Annotated in this window: 20 protein-coding genes; 7 read left to right on the top strand and 13 right to left on the bottom strand. The window is 56.7% G+C overall.

Features of this window, described 5'->3' with window-relative positions:
- The first annotated feature begins 141 nt into the window (after window positions 1-141).
- From tssD to KK102_RS08665, 3 genes are read left to right on the top strand one after another with little or no spacing between them, the layout of a single operon-like run.
- A complete protein-coding gene (gene tssD / locus KK102_RS08675) occupies window positions 142-2127 on the top strand; it encodes a type VI secretion system tube protein TssD (protein ID WP_216357381.1) in 1986 nt (661 codons plus the stop codon).
- Entirely contained in the window at window positions 2124-2804 is a 681-nt protein-coding gene (locus KK102_RS08670) for a DUF2931 family protein (RefSeq protein WP_216357380.1), read from the top strand. The genes tssD and KK102_RS08670 overlap by 4 nt, the downstream gene beginning before the upstream one ends.
- Window positions 2805-2809: 5 nt before the next feature.
- A complete protein-coding gene (locus KK102_RS08665) occupies window positions 2810-3490 on the top strand; it encodes a DUF2931 family protein (RefSeq protein ID WP_216357379.1) in 681 nt (226 codons plus the stop codon).
- Between the two features lie 47 nt (window positions 3491-3537).
- Here KK102_RS08665 and KK102_RS08660 read toward each other — a convergent pair whose 3' ends face one another.
- Both KK102_RS08660 and KK102_RS08655 read right to left on the bottom strand, forming a co-directional pair.
- Window positions 3538-4518: a nickel/cobalt transporter gene (locus KK102_RS08660; RefSeq protein WP_216357378.1), complete on the bottom strand. Its 981-nt coding sequence runs from the start codon at window positions 4516-4518 to the stop codon at window positions 3538-3540.
- Window positions 4509-5147 carry a DUF1007 family protein gene (locus KK102_RS08655; protein WP_126546424.1) on the bottom strand — a complete coding sequence of 213 codons (639 nt, stop codon included), beginning with the start codon at window positions 5145-5147 and terminating at the stop codon, window positions 4509-4511. Before KK102_RS08655 ends, KK102_RS08660 begins: the two co-directional genes overlap by 10 nt.
- A 125-nt stretch (window positions 5148-5272) precedes the next feature.
- Between KK102_RS08655 and csiE the strand changes: the two genes are divergently transcribed.
- Window positions 5273-6550, top strand: a complete 1278-nt coding sequence (gene csiE, locus KK102_RS08650; RefSeq protein WP_126546423.1) for a stationary phase inducible protein CsiE — start codon at window positions 5273-5275, stop codon at window positions 6548-6550.
- On the opposite strand, the gene KK102_RS08645 is transcribed toward csiE, so the two are convergent.
- Window positions 6551-7690, bottom strand: a complete 1140-nt coding sequence (locus KK102_RS08645) for a 3-phenylpropionate MFS transporter (RefSeq protein ID WP_126546422.1) — start codon at window positions 7688-7690, stop codon at window positions 6551-6553.
- A 172-nt stretch (window positions 7691-7862) separates the two neighbouring features.
- On the opposite strand from KK102_RS08645, the gene KK102_RS08640 reads away from it, so the two are divergent.
- On the top strand, window positions 7863-8285 hold the full coding sequence (locus KK102_RS08640) for a DoxX family protein (RefSeq protein ID WP_032653045.1): 423 nt from the start codon (window positions 7863-7865) through the stop codon (window positions 8283-8285).
- A 54-nt stretch (window positions 8286-8339) separates the two neighbouring features.
- On the opposite strand, the gene glyA is transcribed toward KK102_RS08640, so the two are convergent.
- Window positions 8340-9593, bottom strand: coding sequence for a serine hydroxymethyltransferase (gene glyA / locus KK102_RS08635; protein WP_042714241.1), 1254 nt, complete (start codon window positions 9591-9593; stop codon window positions 8340-8342).
- Window positions 9594-9898: 305 nt separating this feature from the next.
- On the opposite strand from glyA, the gene hmpA reads away from it, so the two are divergent.
- Window positions 9899-11089, top strand: a complete 1191-nt coding sequence (hmpA, locus tag KK102_RS08630) for an NO-inducible flavohemoprotein (RefSeq protein ID WP_216357377.1) — start codon at window positions 9899-9901, stop codon at window positions 11087-11089.
- An 80-nt stretch (window positions 11090-11169) separates the two neighbouring features.
- Here the strand turns inward: hmpA and glnB are convergent, their stop codons facing one another.
- From glnB to purL, 5 genes are all read right to left on the bottom strand, one after another.
- Window positions 11170-11508: a nitrogen regulatory protein P-II gene (glnB, locus tag KK102_RS08625; protein ID WP_003860685.1), complete on the bottom strand. Its 339-nt coding sequence runs from the start codon at window positions 11506-11508 to the stop codon at window positions 11170-11172.
- 65 nt (window positions 11509-11573) lie between these two features.
- Complete coding sequence (glrR, locus tag KK102_RS08620; protein WP_216357376.1) at window positions 11574-12911, bottom strand: two-component system response regulator GlrR; 1338 nt, start codon at window positions 12909-12911, stop codon at window positions 11574-11576.
- Window positions 12908-13660: a two-component system QseEF-associated lipoprotein QseG gene (gene qseG, locus KK102_RS08615; protein ID WP_126546420.1), complete on the bottom strand. Its 753-nt coding sequence runs from the start codon at window positions 13658-13660 to the stop codon at window positions 12908-12910. The genes glrR and qseG overlap by 4 nt, the downstream gene beginning before the upstream one ends.
- Window position 13661: 1 nt before the next feature.
- Window positions 13662-15089 (bottom strand): two component system sensor histidine kinase QseE/GlrK, encoded by a 1428-nt coding sequence (gene qseE / locus KK102_RS08610; protein WP_185805629.1) that lies wholly within the window; start codon window positions 15087-15089, stop codon window positions 13662-13664.
- A 534-nt stretch (window positions 15090-15623) separates the two neighbouring features.
- Window positions 15624-19511, bottom strand: a complete 3888-nt coding sequence (gene purL / locus KK102_RS08605; RefSeq protein WP_216357375.1) for a phosphoribosylformylglycinamidine synthase — start codon at window positions 19509-19511, stop codon at window positions 15624-15626.
- Between the two features lie 267 nt (window positions 19512-19778).
- Here purL and mltF point away from each other — a divergent pair, with 267 nt between their 5' ends.
- The gene (gene mltF / locus KK102_RS08600) at window positions 19779-21329 is read left to right on the top strand and encodes a membrane-bound lytic murein transglycosylase MltF (RefSeq protein ID WP_126546416.1); all 1551 of its coding nucleotides are present in this window, start codon (window positions 19779-19781) and stop codon (window positions 21327-21329) included.
- Here mltF and tadA read toward each other — a convergent pair.
- Genes tadA through murQ form a run of 4 tightly spaced genes read right to left on the bottom strand, consistent with a single transcriptional unit; the run spans window position 21217 to window position 24689 of the window.
- Window positions 21217-21756 (bottom strand): tRNA adenosine(34) deaminase TadA, encoded by a 540-nt coding sequence (gene tadA, locus KK102_RS08595; RefSeq protein ID WP_126546415.1) that lies wholly within the window; start codon window positions 21754-21756, stop codon window positions 21217-21219. The two genes, mltF and tadA, sit on opposite strands and share 113 nt — an antisense overlap.
- Before the next feature lie 24 nt (window positions 21757-21780).
- On the bottom strand, window positions 21781-22416 hold the full coding sequence (yfhb, locus tag KK102_RS08590) for a phosphatidylglycerophosphatase C (RefSeq protein ID WP_126546414.1): 636 nt from the start codon (window positions 22414-22416) through the stop codon (window positions 21781-21783).
- Window positions 22417-22419: 3 nt separating this feature from the next.
- Entirely contained in the window at window positions 22420-23784 is a 1365-nt protein-coding gene (locus tag KK102_RS08585; RefSeq protein WP_126546413.1) for a PTS transporter subunit EIIC, read from the bottom strand.
- An 11-nt stretch (window positions 23785-23795) separates the two neighbouring features.
- Window positions 23796-24689: an N-acetylmuramic acid 6-phosphate etherase gene (gene murQ / locus KK102_RS08580; protein ID WP_216357374.1), complete on the bottom strand. Its 894-nt coding sequence runs from the start codon at window positions 24687-24689 to the stop codon at window positions 23796-23798.
- Window positions 24690-24804: the final 115 nt, after the last annotated feature.

The raw sequence follows: 24804 nt of genomic DNA, 5'->3' as shown, positions 1-24804 counted from the left end.
ATCGGGGATTTTTTATTAGTCGTTCCTTTTACACCTAAATAATAATCAGTATTTACTCCGTAATTTGATTTATAGCAGATTGTCTTTTCAACTTTATCATTACGATACTTCCTGACTAAACGCCTCACGCAGGAAAAATAAATGAGCAACCTTATTTATTTAACGCTTGAGGGCGATATTCAGGGCAAGATTTCTGCTGGCTGTGGTTCTCAGGCTTCAGTCGGCAACCGCTATCAGCTGGGACATGAAGATGAAATCTTTGTTTTCAGTCTGACGCAGGAAGCGGGCAGCACCGGTGGCCGGATTCACCATCGCGGACTGCAATTCTGTAAGCTCCTGGATAAAAGCTCTCCGTTACTCAGCAACGCCATTAATAATAATGAACGTCTTAAGCTTACCTTTGATATTTACCGCACCAATCGATACGGTCATATGGAGAACTATTATCTTATCGAATTACGTGGTGCATCAATACGGTCCATTCAGCTGCATTCAGATATGAATGATATGGACCATGAATATATCTCGGTGGATTATGATTATATTCTGAGTCGCCATCTTATTGCCGGTACCGAATTTGATTATCTGCTGACGCCTGAAAATTACAGCCGTCTTTTTCCGGTGGTCCAGAAGACTATCTTCCCAGAAGAGCAACCTGAGCGGAGAGTGACGCTGGTGCTGGGGATATTCTTTGACGGCACCGGTAATAACGCGGTGAATACAGGCAAGATGCTTGAGGCACTCACGGCGCAGCACTTTGATATCAACAGCCCGGATGCGGCAACCATTCTCGCCAGAAATGCATCGGAAAAGATGGGGATTAGTGGGATCGGGGCGGGAAGTTATCTGGGATATTACACAAACATTTACTGGTTGAATAAATTGTATGAGCAAAACTTTCCGCCAGACAGTCGCTATATACAGGACGTTATCTATGTTGAAGGCATTGGCACGCGGGCAGGCGAACCCGATAATCCGATAGGTCTCGGGCTGGGTACCGCCGAAACGGGGATCATTGCCAAGACTGACGATGCGATAGCGCAACTCGAAGCCGGGATAAAGAAAGCACTCACCCAACTAAACGGAAAGTTTGTTGTCGATTCCCTGCTGTTTGATATCTTCGGCTTTAGCCGTGGCGCGGCAGCGGCCCGTCATTTCGCCAACCGCGTACAGGCGGAAGACCGAGCCATTGCTGACGTCATTTCAGCGGGCTTAGGCAAAATTAACTATCGTGGCGCTCCCGCAGGCAAAACCCGCTTCCTCGGCATTATGGATACCGTGGCGGCCGTCGGCACGTTGGCGAACGGGCTTAATCCACACAGCGCCGATACCGGCAATGTCAATATCCACCTGCGTCCCGGCGTGGCGCAGAAGGCGTTTCACATTACCGCCCAGCACGAGTGCCGCTACAACTTCGCTCTTAACAGCGTCGCCCCCGCCTGGCCAGAGCTCTCACTCCCCGGCGCCCATTCCGATATCGGCGGCGGCTATCTGCCCCAGCTGCGGGAAGACCTCTTTCTCACCCGCCCGCTGGTGGAAACCCTGCCTCACAACCAGCCCGGCACACAATCGCATGTTTACCAGCAAACGATGGCACAGCTACGCGCGCTGGAGCATTCACCGGCGATCGTGCCCGTTATTCGTACCAACGCTATCACTCCGGACGTCTGGGAAGACGATTTCGCCCCGCCTGACCGCTACAGCCAGCCGCAGAAGCGCGCGTTTGCCGCCCTGACGCTACGCCATCGCACGGTCCTTTTTGACTGGTCAAAGGTGGCGCTGCGGGTCATGGTCGATGCGGCAGTGGAGGCAGGAGCGTTATTTACTGACGTAGACAGCATCAAAATTCACGCCTTACCTGATGAGCTAAAGCCGTTGTCTGACCACGCTCGTGAAATGGGAAAAGCAGCCCGTCAGCACAGAAGCGTAACCGGCTTTAGGCCTGAAGAGGTGGACATAATTGCCCGGAAATATATCCACTGCTCGGCCCACTGGAACGCCGTGGAGCTTAAACAGTCCGGTGAATTACAGGGTGGTGCCTCAGTGTCCGAAACCGTCGGCTTTGTCAACAGGCCGGACGAGAACTGGATCAGAACGATTTACAACATGGATGAAAATAAACGATGAAAAAACGCAATCTACTGGCGCTAGCCCTGCTGCTGACGGCTGCAGGCTGCAGCCCACAAAAATCCCACCCGTTACAGTCAAAACAGGCCGCCAGCGGGGACTGGACGCTGCCTTATGGCGAGTGGAGTTTTTCTTTTATTACCCCCTATGAACTACCGGCAAAAGCACTTCATGCCCGCGTGATCGACACGGATGGTTACTTGTATACCTTTAACACACTTGACACGACGTCTCGCGACTCCGAATCCGTGAACAAATGGACTGAAGTGGCCTATGGCGGTAGCGTCGTTTTCGACAAAGTCAAAAAACCCCCGCAGTACATTGTCTTCTGCTGGGAGTCCTATATTGACCAGCAAACCTATGAAACCAGCGCCGTCTTCGGACCGGATACCTGGCTGCGCATGAAAACGCCTGCCGATCATACCTGGTATGGAGATACTGTCTGGTACGACAACATGACCTTCGGCCTGTCCCCCGGCGGCAAAGTCAAGCTCTGGTTCCCGGATGTCGCCGGACGCCCCAGCCTGCCCGTTAAACCATTGAAGATGTGGACCCGCTCCGGCAACGACCTGACGCTGTGCAAAAACTACGTCGTCCCCGGCGGTACGTTCAACGTTATCCAGTCAACGCAGGATTTCATTAAAGGCAAAACTTACCCTTACGGGAACTGGGAATGACAGGGATGAACAGGAACAAACTGCTGATACTCTCATTACTGCTGACCGCCTCTGGCTGCAGCCCACAAAAATACCAACCTTTACAGTCAAAACAGGCCGCCAGCGGGGACTGGACACTGCCTTCTGGCGAGTGGAGTTTTTCCTTTGTCACTCCTCATGAGCTACCAGCAGAAGTCATTCACGCGCGGGTTATTGATACCGATGGTTACCTATACACCTTTAACATGCTTGACCAGACTTCTCCCGGCCCTGATTCTATCGACAGATGGGCTTCAGCAGTTCATGGCCCCAGCATCAATTTCAACAAAGTCAAAAAGCCCCCTCAGTACATTGTCTTCTGCTGGGAATCCTATATTGACCAGCAAACCTACGAAACCAGCGCCGTCTTCGGACCGGATACCTGGCTGCGCATGAAAACGCCTGCCGATCATACCTGGTATGGAGATACTGTCTGGTACGACAACATGACCTTCGGCCTGTCCCCCGGCGGCAAAGTCAAGCTCTGGTTCCCGGATGTCGCCGGACGCCCCAGCCTGCCCGTTAAACCATTGAAGATGTGGACCCGCTCCGGCAACGACCTGACGCTGTGCAAAAACTACGTCGTCCCCGGCGGTACGTTCAACGTTATCCAGTCAACGCAGGATTTCATCAAAGGCAAAACCTACCCCTACGGTAACTGGGATTAGCAATAAGCGGCAGCACCCGTGATGGAGGGGGAGCAGACCGTACGTCGCTAAAACGGCCGCAATCCTCTTCCCACCGGCACCGCACTCATCCACATCGTCACCGCCGCCACCAGCAGAATCACCCCGCCCGCCAGCGCGAGCGTTGTCCAGCCAACCTGCCGCCACAGCACCGGCGTTTTATTGCCGCTGAGTTTGACCGCCAGCTGACGGAAGCTGTGTACCAGCAGCGCTAAAGACGAAATGGTGAGAGAGGTTCCTGCCGCCATCGCCAGCGCGGACAGCATTCCCCAGCCGAACACGCCGATGACCTTACTGAACAGCAGCACCATGATGGCACCCGAGCACGGGCGCATGCCCATCGAAAGCACAATCATCAGCCGCGCGCGCCAGTCGTCGCCGTTCTGTAATTGTTCCTGCGTGGGCAGATGCTGATGCCCGCAGCCGCAGTGTTCATTATGAACGTGGTGCGGCGTAAAGGTTTTGAATTTCGGCCTTTGCAGCAGCACGCGCAGCTTTTTCAGCGCCCGCCAGCAGAGGATCAGCCCCAGCACACCCACCAGCGCGTAGCTCCCTTTCTCCAGCCAGAAGCTGCTCATGTGCAGCTGGCGCGCCGGAAGCTGCAAAAGTGAAAGCACAACAACGACCAGCGCAATCGCCACGCCGCCCTGCAGCAGCGAGGAGGCCAGCGTCAGGCCGATGCTCGATTTTAGCTTTGACGGATGGGTAGCAAGCCAGGTGGTGATGACGATTTTGCCGTGCCCCGGCCCCAGCGCGTGCAGGACGCCATAAATAAAGCTAAACGCCAGCAGGGAACCGCCCGCTTTGGTCGGGTTTTCCGCCACCGCCTTCAGCAGCCCGCTCATCTGCTGGTTGACCTCACGCTGCCAGATGATGCTTTTCATCATCACCTGCGGCCAGGCCTGCCACAGCCAGAGCGAACCGCAAACGGCGAGCAGGAGAAAGAGCGCCAGCGGCCAGAGATGAAGCCAGCGGCGCGTTTTTGGGTGCGAAGAGGAGATCACTGACATTGTAACGTCACCTCCTGCGCAAACTGTTTACCCAGCTCCATGTCCTCTGGTGGCGCATCTTCTTTGTCGAGAGAGACCGCAAAGTTCAGCGTCTCTTCGCTGGGCTTTGGCGTATGGACGGTAAGCTTACATGTCTTTTGTAGCGATGCCGGAAGCTGCACGTCGCTGTCCTCGGCGTAGCTCATATCGACATAGTAGGTGGGATCAAAGGTGGAGAAACGATACTTTTGCCCTGCCAGCGGCTGAGGGTGCGCCAGCGGGAGAATAAATGTCAGCACCGCCTGATGCCCGTCTCGCGTCATACCGTATTCCGTGGGCCGGTTAAGAAATTTGACCTTTTGTCCGTTATGCCAGAACTCGGTGAAGTAGTGCTGACCGAGCACGTTGGCCATCACTTCTGCCGCCAGCTTTTTCCAGATCTCATCGCCAGGCTTTGCGTTTCCTGCATCATAGAGCAGATCCGCCGAGGTGATTTCATCCATCGTCCAGCGCATCTTCAGGCCGCTCAGCTGCGTGCCGTCCGTCACAAGCTCGGTTTTCAGGCTGATAAAACTGTGAGGATGTGCGCTGGCGGTAAAGGTGATAACCGCCAAAAATAACGCCATCGCGCTTTGTTTAACTATTTGCATCAATTCCTCACGTCAAAAATTCTGTGATGTTCCCCAGCAATCCTGAATGAAAGGCCTGCCGGCGCGCTTTTCAGCGCCCATCCTTTAGCTATTCTTATCAAACATTCACACTGGATACCCGACAGATGATGACGACGCTTGAAATTCCATCTGTGCTTTCCAGTTCGCAGCGCCGCTGCCAGGTGCTTTTGATGCTTTACCTGCCCGATGCTGCCGTCACCGCACAGAGCATAATTGCTGCCAACGGCGTGGACGACGCGATGGCACGGCAAGATATAGCCGAGACGCGTGATGAAATCCAGCGCTATCATCGGCTTGATATCGTCACGCACCTCGACGGCAGCTACCGAATTGAAGGTTCGGTCCTGAATCAGCGTTTATGCCTGCTGCACTGGCTGCGCCGGGCGCTGCGGCTTTGCCCGCAGTTCGTCTCTCAGCAGTTTACTCCCGCACTTAAAACCGCACTTAAACAGCAGGGCATCGCTCGTCCACTCTATGATGACACCAACCTGCGAGCATTGATCAACTTCTGCTCGCGAAAGCTTCAGCGTCCGTTTGACTGCCGTGACGTTCAGTTTTTACAGCTGTTTTTGCAATACTGTCTGATTCAGCATCATCTGGGCAATACGCCGCAGTTTTCCCACGTTCAGCGCAGCTGGACCCAGTCGAGAGGGGAATATTTCACCGCGCAGGAAATCGTGCGCCACTGGAAACGGCGCGTTCCGCAGGGAACGCACAGCGATGAACAGCTGTTCCTCGCGCTGCTGTTTATGATGCTGCGCACTCCCGATCCGGTGCTTGACAGACATCAGCAGGATCAACGCCTGCGTCGCGCCATAGTGCGGATGATCGCGCGCTTTCGGGCCCAAACCGGGATGAATTTTAGCGATGAACAGGGGCTTACCGACCAGCTTTATATCCATCTTGCTCAGGCGCTAGATCGCTCACTGTTTGAAATCGGCATCGATAACAGCCTGCCGGAAGAGATCCATCGGCTTTATCCGCGGCTGTTACGCACCACCAAAGAGGCGCTGTTTGAGCTGGAAGCGGAGTTCGGGCTGCGTTTCTCCGATGAGGAGATGAGCCTGGTGGCGGTGATTTTTGGTGCCTGGCTGATGCAGGAGACCGATCTGCATGAAAAACAGGTGGTGTTACTGACCGGAGAAGATAAAGCATGTGAAGCGTTGATTGAGCAGCAGCTGCGCGAGCTGACGCTGTTGCCGCTCAATATTCGTTATCTGACCCTGCACGCGTTTCAGAAGGAAGGTGCTCCCCGTGAAGCTGCGCTGGTGATCACCCCTTACCCAACCGCCCTGCCGTTGTTCTCACCGCCGCTGATCCATGCCGTTGAGACATTGAACGCGCAGCAGCAAGAACATATTCGCGCGATGCTGGAATCCTAGCTACGCGCGTGCCGTCACTTTTGGGCGAACGATCGTTGCAGGTAGCGCAACGAGCGCCATCACCCAGAACACGCCGTGCCCCAGGTGCTGATACAGGAAGCCTGCAAAGACCGTCATCACCGCTATGCTGCCGCCCATTGCCACCGCAGAGTAGACCGCCTGCAGTCGAATTACGTCCCCGCCCTCACGCGCAGAGATGTAGCGCATCGCCGCCAGATGGCACACGGTAAAGGTGCCGCAGTGCAGAATTTGCGCCACAATCAGCCACGGCAGTTCGGTCGTCCAGCCCATGATTCCCCAGCGCGCTACGCCGCAGACGGCGGAAAGCAGCAGGAGGTCTCGCGCGCCGAAGCGACGGAAGAGCTTTTTGCTGAGCGCAAAGATGATCACTTCCGCTACGACGCCGAGCGACCACAGGTAGCCTACCGCAGAAGCAGAGTAGCCCGCCCCCTGCCAGTAGATGGCGCTGAACCCATAGTACGCCGCATGCGCCCCCTGAAGCAGGCAAACGCACGCCAGAAAGCGCCAGCTTTGTGTGACCAGGCTCCGCCAGGCCGGCCAGCCTGCGCTCTCCTGGTGACGGCTTTCGCCCTGCGGCATTACCGACGGACGCAGCAGCATCCCCAGCAGCATGGAGGCAATCCCCACGCTCAGTAACGCCAGGATGGCGCGATAGTCGTACAGGCTGACCAGCTTACCCACCAGCGCCGAGCCGATCACGAACGCAATCGATCCCCAGAGACGCACGCGGCCATAGTCCATGGTGATCTGCTTTTGCCAGGTGTTCGCCAGGGCATCCGTCAGCGGCACCAGCGGTGAGAAGAACAGGTTAAAGCCAACCATGATCACCATCAGCCAGGCAAACTGCTGGCTCACCCAGAAGCAGGCGACAAAGACCAGAGTGAGCAGCGCAAGTATGCGCACGGCCTTGATCAGCAAGGAGGGATCGCTGACGCGCGGCGCAATCAGCAGGCTGCCCAGGAAACGCGCCACCAGTCCTGCACCAAGCAGAACGCCGATGGACTCAGGGGTGAGGCCGATTCCCTTGAGCCAGACGCTCCAGAAAGGCAGAAAAATACCGTAGCTAAAGAAGTAGGTGAAGTAGCTGAGCGCCAGCCAGCGCGTGGAATGCAAGACCATGAATCCCTCCCGAAATGGAGGCGATAGTCTGGCGCTTATCCTGCACTTTAGCAAGTCGTTAGCGCGCTATAAATTAACGATAAATTAACATCATGGACAGCCGGTCGGCGTATGGCGAGAGCGGCAAAATTGTATTACGTTTAAAGAACATCGCCTGAAGAGGTCGTTTGCCATGAACAGCTTACGTTATTTCGATTTCGGCTCCTCACGTTCTTTCCTGCTTTTGATTGCCCGTATTGCTATCGTTGTCCTGTTTATTATTTTTGGCTATCCCAAACTCACGGGGTTTAGCGGCACCGTTCAGTATATGACGTCGCTCGGCGCCCCCATGCCTATGCTGGCGGCGATTATTGCGGTGGTGATGGAGGTTCCCGCGGCAATTCTGATCGTGCTGGGCTTTTTCACCCGCCCCATCGCGGTGCTCTTTGTCTTTTATACGCTGGGAACGGCGGTAATAGGCCACCACTACTGGGATATGACCGGTGATGCGGTTGTGCCGAACATGATTAACTTCTATAAGAATGTGAGCATTGCCGGTGCGTTTATTTTGCTGGCGATTGTGGGACCGGGAGCCATATCTCTTGACCGACGTTAGCCCATAAAAAAGGCCGCAAGCGCGGCCTTTTTTTATTTCTGCAAAGCAGAGGGATTATGCGTATACCGGGAAGCGCGCGCAGATATCCAGAACTTTACCTTTGACGCGCTCGATAACCGCTTCGTCATTGATGTTGTCCAGAACGTCGCACATCCAGCCCGCCAGCTCTTTCACTTCCGCTTCTTTGAAGCCGCGGCGAGTCACGGCCGGAGAACCGATACGGATACCGGAGGTCACGAACGGGCTCTTCGGATCGTTTGGCACGCTGTTTTTGTTCACGGTGATGTTGGCGCGGCCCAGGGCTGCGTCAGCTTCTTTACCGGTCAGGTTCTTATCAACCAGATCCAGCAGGAACAGGTGGTTTTCAGTACCGCCAGACACCACTTTGTAGCCACGGCTCAGGAACACTTCCACCATCGCTTTGGCGTTTTTGGCAACCTGCTGCTGATAAACTTTGAACTCTGGCTCCATCGCTTCTTTCAGCGCTACCGCTTTTGCGGCGATAACGTGCATCAGCGGGCCGCCCTGCGCGCTTGGGAACACGGCAGAGTTCAGTTTCTTATACAGATCTTCGTCACCGCCTTTCGCCAGGATCAGGCCACCGCGTGGACCCGCCAGGGTTTTGTGGGTGGTGGTGGTCACAACGTGAGCGTGTGGAACCGGGTTCGGGTAAACGCCTGCCGCGATCAGACCCGCAACGTGCGCCATATCAACGAACAGGTAAGCACCGATGCTGTCTGCGATTTCACGCATTTTTGCCCAGTCAACGATACCGGAGTAAGCAGAGAAGCCACCGATGATCATCTTCGGTTTGTGCTCTTTGGCCTGCTTAGCCATGTCTTCGTAGTCAATTTTACCGGACTCATCAATACCGTAAGGGATGATGTTGTACAGTTTGCCGGAGAAGTTAACCGGGGAGCCGTGAGTCAGGTGGCCGCCCTGCGCCAGGTTCATACCCAGAACGGTATCGCCCGGCTGCAGCAGCGCGGTGTAGACCGCGAAGTTAGCCTGAGAGCCAGAGTGCGGCTGCACGTTCGCGTAGTCTGCGCCAAAGAGTTCTTTCGCACGGTCGATAGCCAACTGCTCAACGATATCAACGTACTCGCAACCGCCGTAGTAGCGCTTGCCCGGATAACCTTCAGCGTATTTGTTGGTCAGCTGAGAACCCTGCGCCTGCATCACGCGCGGGCTGGTGTAGTTTTCGGAGGCGATCAGTTCGATGTGCTCTTCCTGACGTACTTTTTCCTGCTCCATAGCCTGCCACAGTTCGGCATCATAATCGGCAATGTTCATTTCACGCTTTAACATCCGCATCTCCTGACTCAGCTAACAAGTAAATTTTGGCCTGAAAAGGCAGTCCTGTTGGACGACGGGCAACAGTATAACTGAATAGTTCTGCGATAACAGGTCTTGACAAACGATTTTACGCAAACGTTTCCCTCCACGCCACGAAAGGGTTTGAGGAATAAAGCTCTCATCATTTTCAACGGATTTCTTTTCAGGTTTGTGATGCATATTTTTCATCTTGCAAAGAACCATTTACAACGCAGGGTTATTTTTTATAAGATGTATTTAAAATACATCATTAAATGTGACATCAGAAGGACGCGCTCATGCTCGACGCTCAAACCATCGCTACCGTTAAGTCCACCATTCCCCTGCTGGTGGAAACCGGCCCTAAACTCACCGCGCATTTCTACGATCGCATGTTCTCGCACAACCCGGAGCTCAAAGAGATATTCAACATGAGCAACCAGCGCAATGGCGATCAGCGTGAAGCGCTGTTCAACGCCATCGCGGCCTACGCCAGCAATATTGAAAACCTGGCTGCACTGCTGCCCGCGGTGGAAAAAATCGCGCAGAAGCACACCAGCTTCCAGATCCAGCCCGAGCAGTACAACATCGTTGGCGGCCACCTGCTGGCCACGCTGGACGAAATGTTCAGCCCGGGCCAGGAAGTGCTGGACGCATGGGGTAAAGCCTACGGCGTGCTGGCAAACGTATTCATCAACCGTGAAGCGCAAATCTACAGCGAAAATGCCAGCAAAAATGGCGGCTGGGAAGGGACGCGCGCGTTCCGCATCGTTGAGAAAACGCCGCGCAGCGCGCTGATTACCAGCTTTGAATTTGAGCCGGTGGACGGTAAACCTGTGGCCGAATATCAACCGGGCCAGTATCTGGGCGTGTGGCTGAAGCCTGAAGGCTTCCCGCATCAGGAGATCCGCCAGTATTCCCTCACCCGCAAGCCAAACGGCAAAGGCTACCGCATTGCGGTGAAACGCGAAGATGGCGGTCAGGTCTCAACCTGGCTGCACAACGAAGCCCGCGTGGGCGACGTGGTTCATCTGGCCGCGCCGGCGGGCGATTTCTTTATGGCCGTTGGAGCGAATACGCCAGTGACGCTGATCTCTGCGGGTGTTGGTCAAACGCCAATGCTGGCGATGCTCGATACGCTGGCAAAAACACACCACAACGCGCAGGTAAACTGGTTCCACGCCGCAGAGAACGGCGACGTGCACGCCTTTGCGGATGAAGTGAAAACGCTCGGGGCATCACTGCCGCGCTTCACCGCGCACACCTGGTATCGCCTGCCAACGGACGCAGACCGCCAGGCCGCACGCTTCGACAGCGAAGGTCTGATGAATTTAAGCCAGCATGAAGGGGCGTTTAGCGCGCCGGATATGCAGTTCTACGTCTGTGGGCCGGTGGCGTTTATGCAGTATGCCGCGAAGCAGCTGGTTGAGATGGGTGTGAACAAAGACAGCATTCATTACGAGTGCTTCGGCCCGCATAAAGTGCTGTAATCGCCCGGCGGCGCTTCGCTTGCGCGGGCCTACGAAGCGTTTTGTAGGCCGGGTAAGCGCAGCGCCACCCGGCAAGAACGTTAAATCGCCGCGTCGTCTTCTTCGCCGGTACGGATACGGATCACGCGCGCCACGTCAAAGACGAAGATTTTCCCGTCACCGATTTTCCCCGTCTGCGCGGTACGGATGATGGTATCTACGCAGGTATCCACGATATCGTCGCTGACCACGATTTCAATTTTCACTTTCGGCAGAAAGTCGACCATGTACTCCGCGCCACGGTAAAGCTCGGTGTGGCCCTTCTGACGACCAAAACCTTTCACTTCCGTTACTGTCATCCCGGTGATGCCGACTTCCGCCAGCGCTTCACGTACATCATCCAGTTTGAAAGGTTTAATAATCGCATCAATCTTTTTCATGGTGGGTCCTTAAACTCATGCCTGTAAGCTGCCTCGTAATCGATTGCTCACAGTACCATACGGCATTACTCTTTAAAATCGTTTGCTTCCAGCTCGTGGCGCGACAGCAGCTTGTAAAACTCGGTGCGGTTGCGTCCGGCCATGCGCGCCGCGTGGGTCACGTTACCCTTCGTAATCTGCAGCAGCTTGCGCAGGTAGTTCAGTTCGAACTGGTTACGCGCTTCGGCAAAGGTCGGCAAGGCCGTGTTTTCCCCTTCCAGCGCCTGCTCCACCAGCGCGTCGCTGATCACGGGCGACGACGTCAGCGCTACGCACTGCTCAATCACGTTGACCAGCTGGCGCACGTTGCCAGGCCACCCGGCGGTCATTAGCCTTTTCATTGCATCAGTGGAAAACGCGCGCACGAAGGGTTTATGGCGATCCGCGGACTGGCGCAGCAGATGGTTTGCCAGCAGCGGGATATCTTCCGCACGCTCGGCCAGCGCTGGAATTTTCAGGTTCACCACGTTCAGGCGGTAGTAGAGATCTTCACGAAACTCATTGCGCGCCATCACTTTTGGCAGATCCCGGTGGGTGGCGGAAATAATACGCACGTTAATGTCGATATCGCGGTTGCTGCCGAGCGGACGTACCTTTCTCTCCTGCAACACGCGCAGCAGTTTCACCTGCAACGGCGCAGGCATATCGCCAATCTCGTCGAGAAACAGCGTGCCGCCTTCCGCCGCCTGGAACAGCCCTTCGCGGCTGCTCACCGCGCCGGTGAAGGCGCCGCGCGCGTGACCAAAGAGTTCGGATTCAAGAAGCTGTTCCGGCAGCGCGCCGCAGTTAATGGCGATAAAGGCATTTTTAGCGCGCGGGCTGGCGTTGTGGATCGCCTGCGCCAGGATCTCTTTCCCGGTACCGCTCTGGCCGTTGATCAAAACGCTGACGTCAGATTGCGCCACCATTCGCGCCTGCTCAAGCAGACGCAGCATGACAGGGCTTCGCGTCACGATGGAATCGCGCCAGGCGTCATCACCAGAAGGCGCGGCATGCTCCAGCGCGCTGTCGATGGCTTTATAAAGCGCGTCTTTGTCCACCGGTTTAGTGAGGAAGCTGAACACCCCTTGCTGGGTTGCCGCGACCGCATCCGGGATCGAGCCGTGGGCGGTCAAGATGATAACCGGCATGCCGGGCTGCTGCTTTTGGATCTCTGCAAAAAGCTGCAGGCCATCCATTTCGTCCATCCGCAGGTCGCTGATCACCAGATCAATCTTCTCGCGGCTGAGCACTTTCAACCCCTCCTGCCCGCTTTCCGCCGTCACAACGCTGTAGCCTTCACTGACCAGGCGCATTCCCAGCAGCTTTAACAGCCCAGGATCGTCATCGACCAGTAAAAGATGGGCAGGTTTACGGCTTGTCATGGCTTCACATCCTCTTCTTTCTGCGCGTCACCGTCCGGCGATGCGGCAGAATTTCCTTTCGACGAATCCGGCAGATAGCTGCCTGCGGGTTTTCGCGTCGACAGTTGCCTTTCAATATCGGTCAGATTTTCAAGCTTGCGTGTGGTGGTCTCAAGCTGGGTGCGCAGATAATTCTGCTGCTGGCGAAGCGTATCAAGCTCGCCGTCCGCTGACTGCTGTAATTTGCTGTAGCGGGAACGCTCTTCAGATAGCTGAAGCTGTAATGCCTGGCCGTCCCGCCAGAGTTGATATATCGGCCGCACCTGCGCAGGAATGCTGGCGCTGAACCTGTCCAGACGCGTGATATTCGTGCGGCGCTCGACGGGCGTGATTTTGGCATCGCCAAGCAGAATGGCACGTTTAAAGGTCGCCTGCCATGCGTTGTCGCCCCACATCGTGGCCTGCGCCCGTGCCTCAACGGGTTCCAGACGCTGCGCACAATCGATGCCACGAAGCCAAAACAGCGGGTTGGTATCAACTTCATGTCCTGACAAATGCCAGATGCCCTCGCAGGGGGTGGTCAGGAAATCCGCCAGCTGATTTTCAGGCCATTTCTCTTCCGGCTTTTCACTGATTGCGCTCTTCGGGGCATGGGTAACACACCCTGCCAGCAATAAACACGGCAGACTCAGACGTACGGTATTGCGGGAAAACACCGCGCGTGCGGCGCGGAAAAAAACGTGTGACATACTCACCAGACTTAGATTCATTTTATAGATTTTCCGGCTTAAGAGGCAGTTCGATACGAAAGCACACATCCGACCGTTCATCACTGACGATATTGAGTTCACCGTGCATGCGTCGTATGCCGTCGCGGGCAATACTGAGGCCCAGACCACTTCCTTTAACCGCACCTTTTCGCTGATGACTGCCCTGGAAAAAGGGTTCAAAAATCATCGTTTTTTCTTCATCCGGAATCGGGGTGCCCGTATTCGCTACATCAATAAACACCCGGGAACCCGCCCTGTAGCTTCGAATATAAATGTTACCGGATTCAGTACCATAGTGCACCGCATTGGAATAAAGATTATCCAGAACGCTCATAAACAGCATGGGCTCAGCAAGACAAGCGGGCTCGCTAAGATCGACCTCGGTATGCATCATTTTAGCTCTTGCTGGCAGGCTATGGGCGGAGATCACCATATCCACTATCGGTGCAATCTCCACGTTTTCCAGTACCACCGCCCCGTCCGCCAGCTTACGGTTGTAGTCCAGCAGTTGCTCAATCAGCTTTTGCAGATTGCGGCTGCTGTCATCGAGGATCTCGACAATCTCTTTTTGCTCAGAGGTCAGCGGGCCAGCCACTTCGTCCGCCAGCAGCTCGGTGCCTTCTCGCATGCTGGCGAGAGGCGTTTTAAGTTCGTGGGAAATGTGACGGAGGAACTGATGACGCTGCGTTTCCAGCCACGCCAGACGTTCGGAAAGCCAGATGATCCGCTGACCCACCGAACGCAGCTCGCGCGGCCCGGTGAAAACAACCGTATCACCGAGAGACTTCCCCTCACCCAGACGGTTAATCATTCGCTGTATGCCCTTCACCGGACCGATAATCATGCGGGTGAACAGCAGAACCAGAGCAAGACTGACAAGGAACAGAACCAGCGCCTGCCAGCCGAAGAATTGACCGCGCTCGGCGATTTCCTGCTGCAGCTGCTGCCCGCGAGAGAAGATCACCGTGCGTGTGGACTGGACCATTTCCGTATTGGCATTAGCAAAAGCTTCCAGCCGCGCGGCGGCGGCGGCATCCGGGCCGCTATTTTTACACTGTAGCTGGGCCAGATCGTTCAGGTCCTGACGTAATGCCTGGTAGAGTTTGTCGTCCGGCAGCACGCCCGCGTGGGCATCCAGCATTTCGCTGTAGCGTTTACGTTGATTCTGGTAAACCCGCTCCAGGGTGCGATCGTCCAGCACGCAATACTGGCGATAGCTACGCTCCATCTCCAGCGCGGCGTTAGTCATTGCCTCGCTTCGCCTTGCATCAATCAGCGTCGTGCGATTCGTCAATGCCGCCTGCGCGCTTAGCGCATTGAGACTTTGCCAGGCCTGCCACGCCAGTATCAGTAAAGGGAGCAGGATCAGCAGGAATGCCATCATGACGAGCTGTCGCAGGGAGCGAGGGAAAACGGACCAGCGTTTCAACGCATTACTCTCTTAATGGGGGTTTACGCAGAGCGTAACTGAGTCTGCCCTTCAGATACAACAAAGCCGGGTAAAAACCCGGCTTTGTTGCGGAATGAGGCGGTGCCTAACTCGACGTTTCGCCCTGTCCTGATAAAGCATCGCTATGATCAGTAGTTGGACGGCAGGCACCTTTTTGTGCGTCATTCTAAGTTTATGTAGCACGTCCCGAAGGGGCTGACATAAGAAGGTGAATGAGCCACTGATTAATATTATGCAACAGCCGTGCCAGTTTGCAAAACAATAAATTAACATGATGAATTAAAAGGATTTTATACATTCAACCTATTACTTGTTGGCAGAATGATTTTCAGGCTAAGTGTCGCTATTTAACTACACCTTTAGAGCACGATTTTTCTACCGATATAAATCAACAGGTTAAGTGTCACCTTTTGGAGACACCGAAGGAGCGGGATTGTCGCAATTTTGCGACACGCATAAAAAAGCCCGGTAGCGCTCACGCTTACCGGGCCTACAGGGTTAGGGTGCTAAAACTTAACCCAGCTGCTTACGCGCGTTGCGGAAGATACGCATCCACGGGCTGTCCTCGCCCCAGTTTTCCGGGTGCCAGGAGTTGCTCACGGTGCGGAACACGCGTTCCGGGTGCGGCATCATGATGGTCGCACGACCGCTTTCGCTGGTCACTGCCGTAATACCGTTGGCGGAGCCGTTCGGGTTCGCCGGGTAGGTTTCTGTCACCTTGCCGAAGTTATCGACAAAGCGCAGCGCCACCAGGCCTTTGCTCTCCAGCTGAGCCAGATGCGCGGCATCACGCACTTCGACCTGACCTTCGCCGTGGGAAACGGCGATTGGCATCTGTGAACCCACCATTCCCTGCAGCAGCAGAGACGGGCTTTGGGTCACTTCCACCAGGCTGAAGCGCGCTTCGAAGCGGTCGGACTGGTTGCGCACAAAGCGCGGCCAGGCTTCGCTGCCCGGGATCAGCTCGCGCAGGTTAGACATCATCTGGCAGCCGTTACACACGCCCAGCGCCAGCGTTTGCGGACGGTGGAAGAAGGTTTCGAACTCGTCGCGCACGCGGCTGTTGAAGAGGATGGACTTCGCCCAGCCTTCGCCCGCGCCCAGCACGTCTCCGTAGGAGAAGCCGCCGCACGCCACCAGCGCCTGGAAATCTTCCAGACCGGTACGTCCGGCCAGCAGGTCGCTCATGTGGACGTCGATGGCGTCAAAGCCCGCGCGGTGGAAGGCAGCCGCCATCTCAACGTGGGAGTTAACCCCCTGCTCGCGCAGCACGGCTACCTTTGGACGCGCGCCTGTCGCAATGTACGGCGCGGCAATGTCTTCGTTGATGTCGAAGGAGAGCTTCACGTTCAGGCCAGGATCCTGGTCATTGGCCTTCGCGTTGTGCTCCTGATCGGCACATTCCGGGTTGTCGCGCAGGCGCTGCATCTGCCAGGTGGTTTCTGCCCACCACATGCGCAGCGTGGTGCGGCTTTCGCTGAACACCGCGTGGCCATCGGCTTCAATGACGAAGCGGTCGCCCTGAACGGCTTTACCCAGATAGTGCACGCAGTCTGCCAGACCGTGCTTCGCCAGTATCGCTTCAACCGCGTCGCGATCTCCGGCGCGTACCTGAATCACCGCGCCCAGCTCTTCATTGAACAGCGCCGCCAGACGGTCTTCGCCAAGCGTTGCAATGTTCGCTTCAACGCCACAGTGGCCAGTGAAGGCCATCTCTGCCAGCGTCACCAGCAGGCCGCCGTCGGAACGGTCGTGGTAAGCCAGCAGCTTACGCTCCGCCACCAGCGCCTGGATGGCGTCGTAGAAGCCTTTTAGCTGCGCGACGTCGCGCACGTCGGCTGGCTTGTCGCCGAGCTGACGGTAAACCTGCGCCAGCGCGGTGGCACCCAGCGCGTTGTGGCCTTTACCCAGGTCAATCAGCAGCAGGGCGTTGTCTTCTGTGGAAAGCTGCGGCGTAACGGTGTGGCGCACGTCTTCCACGCGGGCAAACGCGGTGATCACCAGCGACAGCGGCGAGGTCATCTCGCGCTGCTCGCTGCCTTCCTGCCAGCGGGTTTTCATCGACATGGAGTCTTTACCCACCGGAATGGTCAGGCCGAGAGCAGGACAAAGCTCCTCGCCCACCGCTTTCACGGCTTCATACAGGCCAGCATCTTCGCCCGGGTGACCGGCTGCGGCCATCCAGTTTGCGGAGAGCTTGATACGTTTGATGTCGCCAATCTGCGTCGCGGCGATGTTGGTCAGCGCTTCACCGACCGCCAGACGGGCGGAGGCGGCGAAGTCCAGCAGCGCCACCGGGGTGCGTTCGCCCAGCGCCATCGCTTCGCCGTAGTAGCTGTCGAGGCTCGCGGTGGTCACGGCGCAGTTCGCCACCGGGATCTGCCACGGGCCGACCATCTGATCGCGGGATACCATACCGGTCACGGTACGGTCGCCGATGGTCACCAGGAAGGTTTTCTCAGCAACAGCTGGCAGGTGCAGCACGCGGTTAACGGCTTCAGCTACGGTAATGCCCTGGCGATCCAGCGCTTTGCCCGCCGCTTTACGGGTTGTTACGTCGCGGGTCATCTTCGGCGTTTTACCGAGCAGGACGTCCAGCGGCAGATCGATAGGCTGGTTGTCGAAATGGGTATCGCTCAGAGTCAGGTGCTGCTCTTCGGTCGCTTCACCGATGACCGCATACGGCGCGCGCTCGCGGCGGCACAGCTCGTCAAACAGCGGCAGCTGATCCGCGGCAACGGCCAGCACGTAGCGCTCCTGGGATTCGTTACACCAGATTTCCAGCGGACTCATGCCCGGCTCATCGCTCAGGATATCGCGCAGGTTGAAACGACCACCGCGGCCGCCGTCGCTCACCAGCTCCGGCATGGCGTTGGACAGACCGCCCGCGCCCACGTCGTGGATGAAGAGGATCGGGTTAGCATCGCCCAGCTGCCAGCAGCGGTCGATCACTTCCTGGCAGCGACGCTCCATCTCTGGGTTGTCACGCTGCACGGAGGCAAAATCGAGGTCCGCATCAGACTGGCCGGAGGCCATCGAAGAGGCCGCGCCGCCGCCCAGACCGATGTTCATCGCCGGGCCGCCGAGCACGATCAGCTTCGCGCCAACGACGATCTCCCCTTTCTGCACGTGATCGGCACGAATGTTGCCGATCCCCCCCGCCAGCATGATCGGTTTGTGGTAGCCGCGCAGCTCTTCGCCGTTGTGGCTGTCCACTTTCTCTTCATAGGTACGGAAGTAACCGTTCAGCGCCGGACGACCAAACTCGTTGTTAAACGCCGCGCCGCCCAGCGGGCCTTCGGTCATGATATCCAGCGCGGTGACAATGCGCTCTGGCTTACCGAAATCTTCTTCCCACGGCTGTTCAAAGCCCGGGATGCGCAGGTTGGACACGGAGAAACCGACCAGACCCGCTTTGGGTTTTGCACCACGACCGGTCGCCCCTTCGTCACGGATTTCACCGCCGGAGCCGGTCGCCGCCCCCGGCCATGGAGAAATCGCCGTCGGGTGGTTGTGGGTTTCCACCTTCATCAGGATATGCGCGGGCTCCTGATGGAAGTCATAGCGCCCTGCTTCGCGATCGGCGAAGAAGCGGCCCACCTCGGAACCTTCCATCACCGCGGCGTTGTCTTTATAGGCAGACAGCACGTGGTCAGGCGTTTGTTCCATGGTGTTTTTGATCATTTTAAACAGCGACTTCGGCTGCTGTTCGCCGTCAATAATCCAGTCGGCGTTGAAAATCTTGTGGCGGCAGTGCTCAGAGTTCGCCTGCGCGAACATGTAGAGTTCGATGTCGTTCGGGTTACGGTTGAGCTTAACAAACGCATCCTGCAGGTAGTCGATTTCGTCTTCTGCCAGCGCCAGGCCGAGACGCAGGTTGGCGTCAATCAGCGCCTGACGGCCCTGCCCCAGCAGATCCACGCTCTGTACCGGCGCAGGCTGATGGTGGGAGAACAGCTTCTGCGCGTCATCGAGAGAGGCAAATACGCTCTCCATCATGCGGTCGTGCAGTTCAGCCGCAACCGCCTGCCACTGCGCGTCGCTCAGGGTAGAGGCTTCCACGTAGTACGCCACGCCGCGCTCCAGACGGTTAATCTGGCTCAGGCCACAGTTGTGGGCGATGTCGGTGGCTTTGGAAGACCAGGGGGAGATGGTGCCCGGACGCGGCGTCGCGAGGATCAGTTTGCCGGTTGGCGTATGGCTACTCAGGCTTGGACCATACTTGAGCAGGCGTTCCAGCTGTACGCGCTCCTCTGCATTCAGGGGGGCATTCAGGTCAGCAAAATGGACATACTCAGCGTAAATATTGCTTACCGGAAGGTCGACCGCCTGAAAACGTGCCAGCAGTTTGGTAATACGGAAGGCAGACAGTGCAGGCGAACCACGCAGAATTTCCATCATAAGTCTCTCGTCTTCGAAGCGCCGGGGCGCTTACAGTGTGCGCAAGGGGGGAAAACGGGCGTCATTATAGAGAATCCTGAGCGCCGACGAAACCGTTTGCGTCGAAATAAAATTTACCCGGAGGTTTAACAATAGGTGTGACCTGTCTCTCTAATTTGTTGCCAAGTGGCGTAACTTTGCGCAAAATGCCGCTCATTCAATGGCAATCCTTATTTTTAACATGGCTACAGCATACTGAGGCAACCGGCGTCGCAGAGAATTAACTAATTGAAAAAATTAAAGATTAATTATCTGCTCATCGGCATTGTTACGTTGCTGCTGGCAGTGGCCCTCTGGCCTTCTATCCCCTGGTTCGGTAAAGCCGAAAACCGTATCGCCGCCATTCAGGAGCGGGGGGAATTGCGCGTCAGTACCCTCACCTCTCCGCTGATTTACGGCGACATCAACGGCAAAACCATTGGTCTGGATTATGAACTGGCCCAGCAGTTTGCCGACTATCTGGGGGTTAAGCTCAAAATTACCGTGCGTCAGAACATCAGCCAATTGTTCGATGACCTGGATAACGACGACGCCGATATCCTTGCAGCCGGGCTGGTGTACAACAGCGAGCGCAGCAAGAACTACCAGCCAGGCCCGACCTACTACTCTGTTTCCCAGCAGCTGGTTTATCGCGTGGGAAGCGCGCGCCCGCGCTCGCTCGCCACCATTAACGAGCAACAGCTGACAATTGCCCCCGGCCATGTCGTGATTGACGACCTGCGCGCCCTTAAAGAGAAAAAGTATCCTGACCTGAGCTGGACGGTTGACCCAAAACTGGGCACCACAGAACTGCTCGATCGGGTCAAAGACAAAAAGCTGGCCTATACCATTGCGGATTCGGTGGCCATCAGCCTGTTCCAGCGCGTGCACCCTGAAATCGCCGTGGCGCTGGATGTGACTGACGAACAACCTGTGACCTGGTTTACCCAACTGGATAACGATCAGACCCTCTCTGCGGCCATGCTCGATTTCTATAACGCCATCAATGAAGACGGTACGCTGGCGCGCCTGGAAGAAAAATACCTCGGCCACGGTGATGACTTCGATTACGTCGACACCCGCAGCTTCCTGCGCGCAGTTGATAGCGTCCTGCCGGACCTGCAGCCGTTGTTCGAAAAATACGCCCAGGAGATTGACTGGAAGCTGCTGGCGGCCATCTCGTATCAGGAATCCCACTGGGATACTCAGGCTACCTCTCCGACCGGCGTGCGTGGTCTGATGATGCTGACGAAAAATACCGCGCTGAGCCTGGGCGTCAATGACCGTACCGATGCGGAGCAAAGCATCAGCGGCGGCGCGCAGTATTTACAGGATATGATGGCCAAAGTACCGGAGACCGTGCCGGAAGAAGAGCGAATTTGGTTTGCGCTGGCCGCCTACAACATGGGTTATGCGCACATGCTGGACGCGCGCGCGCTGACGGCAAAAACCAAGGGTAACCCGGACAGCTGGTCTGATGTAAAACAGCGTCTGCCGCTGCTGAGCCAAAAACCGTGGTACAACAAGCTGACCTACGGGTATGCGCGCGGGCATGAAGCCTACGCTTACGTGGAAAATATTCGTAAGTATCAGATAAGCCTGGTGGGGTATCTGCTAGAGAAAGAGAAAGAAGCGGCAGAAGCTAAACAGCTGGCTCAGAGCTACCCGGTGGTCGCACCGGACGAACTTAATCGTCCACCGGCTTCAATTCTGCCTTTTGTTGCTTTTTCTGCTGCCGGCGCATTCGAAAGAAGTCACTCAGCAGACCCGAACACTCTGGTGCAAGTACCCCACCGATAGTCTGCACCTGGTGGTTCATCCCCGGATGGCCTAGCACGTCCATTAGCGAACCGGCCGCGCCTGTTTTTTCATCCCGCGCACCAAACACCAGCGTACCGATACGACTGTGCACCATCGCGCCTGAACACATGACGCAGGGTTCAAGGGTGACGTACAGCGTGGTATCGAGCAGACGATAGTTTTGCAGGACCAGCCCGCCCTGACGAAGCGCCATAATTTCGGCGTGCGCGGTAGGATCGTGGCGGCCAATGGGGCGGTTCCACCCTTCGCCAATCACCTGATTATGATGAACCAGCACCGCGCCCACGGGCACTTCGCCCTCATCCCAGGCGCGTTGAGCCAGCGTCAGCGCATGGCGCATCCAGTATTCATGATTGTGTTCAGGGTTGGACAAGGGCTGATACTCCAGTCGAAAAGCGGGCGGCATTATACACAGCCGCTATGGATAAGACTATTCGAGTTGCTGAAGTTCCCCTGATGGCGTGACGCGCCAGCGGTGCTGGCAAAAATAGAGCAGCGGGTTGTCCTGCTTGCTGTCGCTGTAGCCGCTGTACAGGCGCAGCGGCGTGCCGATGCGCTTCTCCAGCTGGACCACTTTTTCATGCCCCAGGCAGCGCATAGTCAGCACCCAGCCGCCGTAAGCGCGGGAAATTTGCGTGGCGATAAGATTTACGCGCGGCAGCCAGGGCGTATCAAAATAGACCTGCTCCACCAGCGTCTGCGGGGAGCCGGTAATCAGCCAGATGTCGGCATCGTTCGCGTCGAGGTAGCTGGTGAGACGCGCCTGCACCACGGGAAACGCGGCGACATGGCCGCGAAACCAGTGCGCAAAATCCTGTTCGAGCTGTTTAAGCTGTGCTTCGCTGTGACCAAAGGTGCATCCCCAGAGCAGCAGGCTCATCGGCCAGCGCGCTGCACGGCCTTTCACCAGCAGCGCGATGCCAATCACGGGTAAGAGCGGTAAGACGAGCAGCGCATTCAGAGGCTGGCGCCGCAGCAGGTAGCGCATAAAGGTGCCGAACATATCCTGCTGGTGCAGCGTGCCATCCAGGTCGAAAAAGACAACGCGACGCGCGTGATTTGCCAAACCTTACTCCTCTGGGTCGTTGAATCCTAACAGCCAGGTAAACAGGAACCCGGCGATTACCGCTACTAAATAGCCTAACAGATAGAGCATCACTTTTCCGGTCACGATGGTTAATGCCAGCGGTAAACCGGAAAGTCCAAAGGTGATCACCGTCGCCACTTTCCAGTAGCTAATGAGCGCCCCGCCCACCGCGCCGCCCAGGCAGGCCGCGAGGAAAGGTTTACCCAGCGGCAGCGTGACGCCAAAAATCAGCGGCTCGCCGATGCCGAGCAGTCCGACCGGGAGCGCGCCCTTAATCACTTTTTTCAGTCGCGCGTTGCGGGTTTTCATCAGTACGGCAATCGCCGCGCCGACCTGCCCCACGCCCGCCATCGACAGGATAGGCAGCAGCGCGTTATAGCCGTGCGCCTGCACCAGCTCGACGTGGATCGGAACCAGCCCCTGATGCAGGCCGGTCAGAACCAGCGGCAGGAATGTACCCGACAGCACAGCGCCCACTAACAGGCCGCCGCGATCGATCGCCAGACTCGCACCGTGGGCGATGGCGTCAGAGATCCAGCCGCCTAACGGCTGAAGGACCACAATCGCTACGCTACCGGTAATCAGCGTGGTCAGCAGCGGGTTGAGGATAAGCTCAATCGAGCCGGGCAGAACCGCGCGCAGCCTTTTCTCGATCCAGCACATCAGGATGACCACCAGCAGCACGGCGATCACCCCACCGCGGCCGGGCTGAAGCGCCTCACCAAACAGCGTGATCTGCGCCAGCTGCGGGCTGGACAAGATGCCCGCCATCACGCCGCCCATCGCCAGCGACCCGCCAAATACCTTCGCGGTATTGACCCCGACCAGAATGTTCATGATGGCGAAAACTGCGCTACCGAAGATCCCGAGGATCCCCAGCAGGTTTGGATACTGCGTGGCAAAATCCCCGACGATATCCGGCCGCTTGAGGATATTGATAATCCCGGTGATCAGGCCCGAAGCAATAAACGCCGGGATCAGCGGGATAAAGACGTTTGCCAGCTGTCGCAGCGCATCGCTCATTGGCGCCTTGTATTTGGCTTTTGCCTGCGCTTTGGTGCTTTCGGCATCGTCAAATGAGGCCGTAGCCTCACCGCCAACCATCAGCGCGCGCATGGCATCAACAACCTGCGCCGCTTTTCCCGGCCCGACAATGAGCTGGTGCTGCTGTCCCTGTTTGACGTATCCACTAACGCCGGGGAGTTGCTTCAGGCGCGGTAGATCAAGCTCGTCGTCGTTATGCACCTCGACGCGCACGCGCGTCATGCAGTTTTCCAGACGCTGGATATTCTTTTCTCCGCCGATCCCCTGCAGGATGCCGCTGGCGAGCGCTGCTGTCTTTTCCATACACGCCTCTGTTAGTTTTCTAATGCAGCCCGTAAGAACCCATTATGCGCATCGAGTTTGGCTCTCGCCGCCGCGGCGTCCAGCCCGCTCAGGATCATCAGAATGGCCGGTTTAACATCATGATCGGTTTGTTTCAGGACCGCTTCCGCCTCTTCACGGCCTGCGCCCGTCGCCTCCATCACCATGCGGCAGGCTCTGTCCACCAGCTTGACGTTGGTGGCCTGCATATCGACCATCAGGTTCTGATACACCTTGCCGAACTTCACCATCGCGCCGGTGGAGATCATATTGAGCACCAGCTTTTGCGCGGTCCCGGATTTCAGGCGCGTGGATCCGGTCAGCGCTTCCGGCCCGACGACCGGAGAGATGGCGATAGCGGCCATCTGCGCAATCGGCGAGCCCGGGTTGCAGGAGATGGCCACCGTCGTGCAGCCGGTCTGGTTAGCGTATTCCAGGCCACCAATGACGTACGGCGTGCGTCCGGATGCCGCCAGCCCAACCACCAGATCCTGCGCGGTCAGGTTTAGCGCTTTGAGATCATCTTCACCGAGCTGTTTGTTATCTTCCGCCCCTTCAACGGCTTTCAGCAGCGCGCCTGGGCCACCGGCAATCAGCCCGATCACCAGACCGTGCGGCACCCCAAAGGTTGGCGGACATTCGGAGGCATCCAGGACCCCAAGACGCCCGCTGGTGCCCGCGCCCATGTAAATAATGCGACCGCCGGCCTTGAGGGCTTCCGCCGCTGCATCAACCGCTTTCGCCACCTCAGGTAATGTCTCTTTCACTGCCTGCGCGACCAGCGTATCCTGTTGATTAAAGCGGTTAACCAGCTCCAGCGTGGAGAGCGCATCCAGATCCATGGTTTGCGGGTTACGCGTTTCAGAAACAAGTGAGCCAAGATTCATTTTTGTACCTCAAGAATTTTTAATTCATAATAATCACACTATATTGGAATATAAAATTCATTCAGGCGAGCAAAATTCGTATTTGAGCAGATAGTCACATTTTCGCCAGGAGACC

This window comes from Enterobacter quasimori (assembly GCF_018597345.1).
Classification (GTDB): Bacteria; Pseudomonadota; Gammaproteobacteria; order Enterobacterales; family Enterobacteriaceae; genus Enterobacter; species Enterobacter mori.
The sequence above is the reverse complement of the archived record's forward strand: the minus strand, read 5'-3'. Positions and strand labels throughout refer to the sequence as shown.

What these genes read in the sequence shown, in the direction of transcription:
- tssD (WP_216357381.1), top strand. Translation starts at nt 142, where the DNA reads ATGAGCAACCTTATTTATTTAACGCTTGAGGGCGATATTCAGGGCAAG.
- KK102_RS08670 (WP_216357380.1), top strand. Translation starts at nt 2,124, where the DNA reads ATGAAAAAACGCAATCTACTGGCGCTAGCCCTGCTGCTGACGGCTGCA.
- KK102_RS08665 (WP_216357379.1), top strand. Translation starts at nt 2,810, where the DNA reads ATGAACAGGAACAAACTGCTGATACTCTCATTACTGCTGACCGCCTCT.
- KK102_RS08660 (WP_216357378.1), bottom strand. Translation starts at nt 4,518, where the DNA reads ATGTCAGTGATCTCCTCTTCGCACCCAAAAACGCGCCGCTGGCTTCAT.
- KK102_RS08655 (WP_126546424.1), bottom strand. Translation starts at nt 5,147, where the DNA reads ATGCAAATAGTTAAACAAAGCGCGATGGCGTTATTTTTGGCGGTTATC.
- csiE (WP_126546423.1), top strand. Translation starts at nt 5,273, where the DNA reads ATGATGACGACGCTTGAAATTCCATCTGTGCTTTCCAGTTCGCAGCGC.
- KK102_RS08645 (WP_126546422.1), bottom strand. Translation starts at nt 7,690, where the DNA reads ATGGTCTTGCATTCCACGCGCTGGCTGGCGCTCAGCTACTTCACCTAC.
- KK102_RS08640 (WP_032653045.1), top strand. Translation starts at nt 7,863, where the DNA reads ATGAACAGCTTACGTTATTTCGATTTCGGCTCCTCACGTTCTTTCCTG.
- glyA (WP_042714241.1), bottom strand. Translation starts at nt 9,593, where the DNA reads ATGTTAAAGCGTGAAATGAACATTGCCGATTATGATGCCGAACTGTGG.
- hmpA (WP_216357377.1), top strand. Translation starts at nt 9,899, where the DNA reads ATGCTCGACGCTCAAACCATCGCTACCGTTAAGTCCACCATTCCCCTG.
- glnB (WP_003860685.1), bottom strand. Translation starts at nt 11,508, where the DNA reads ATGAAAAAGATTGATGCGATTATTAAACCTTTCAAACTGGATGATGTA.
- glrR (WP_216357376.1), bottom strand. Translation starts at nt 12,911, where the DNA reads ATGACAAGCCGTAAACCTGCCCATCTTTTACTGGTCGATGACGATCCT.
- qseG (WP_126546420.1), bottom strand. Translation starts at nt 13,660, where the DNA reads ATGAATCTAAGTCTGGTGAGTATGTCACACGTTTTTTTCCGCGCCGCA.
- purL (WP_216357375.1), bottom strand. Translation starts at nt 19,511, where the DNA reads ATGATGGAAATTCTGCGTGGTTCGCCTGCACTGTCTGCCTTCCGTATT.
- tadA (WP_126546415.1), bottom strand. Translation starts at nt 21,756, where the DNA reads ATGCCGCCCGCTTTTCGACTGGAGTATCAGCCCTTGTCCAACCCTGAA.
- KK102_RS08585 (WP_126546413.1), bottom strand. Translation starts at nt 23,784, where the DNA reads ATGGAAAAGACAGCAGCGCTCGCCAGCGGCATCCTGCAGGGGATCGGC.
- murQ (WP_216357374.1), bottom strand. Translation starts at nt 24,689, where the DNA reads ATGAATCTTGGCTCACTTGTTTCTGAAACGCGTAACCCGCAAACCATG.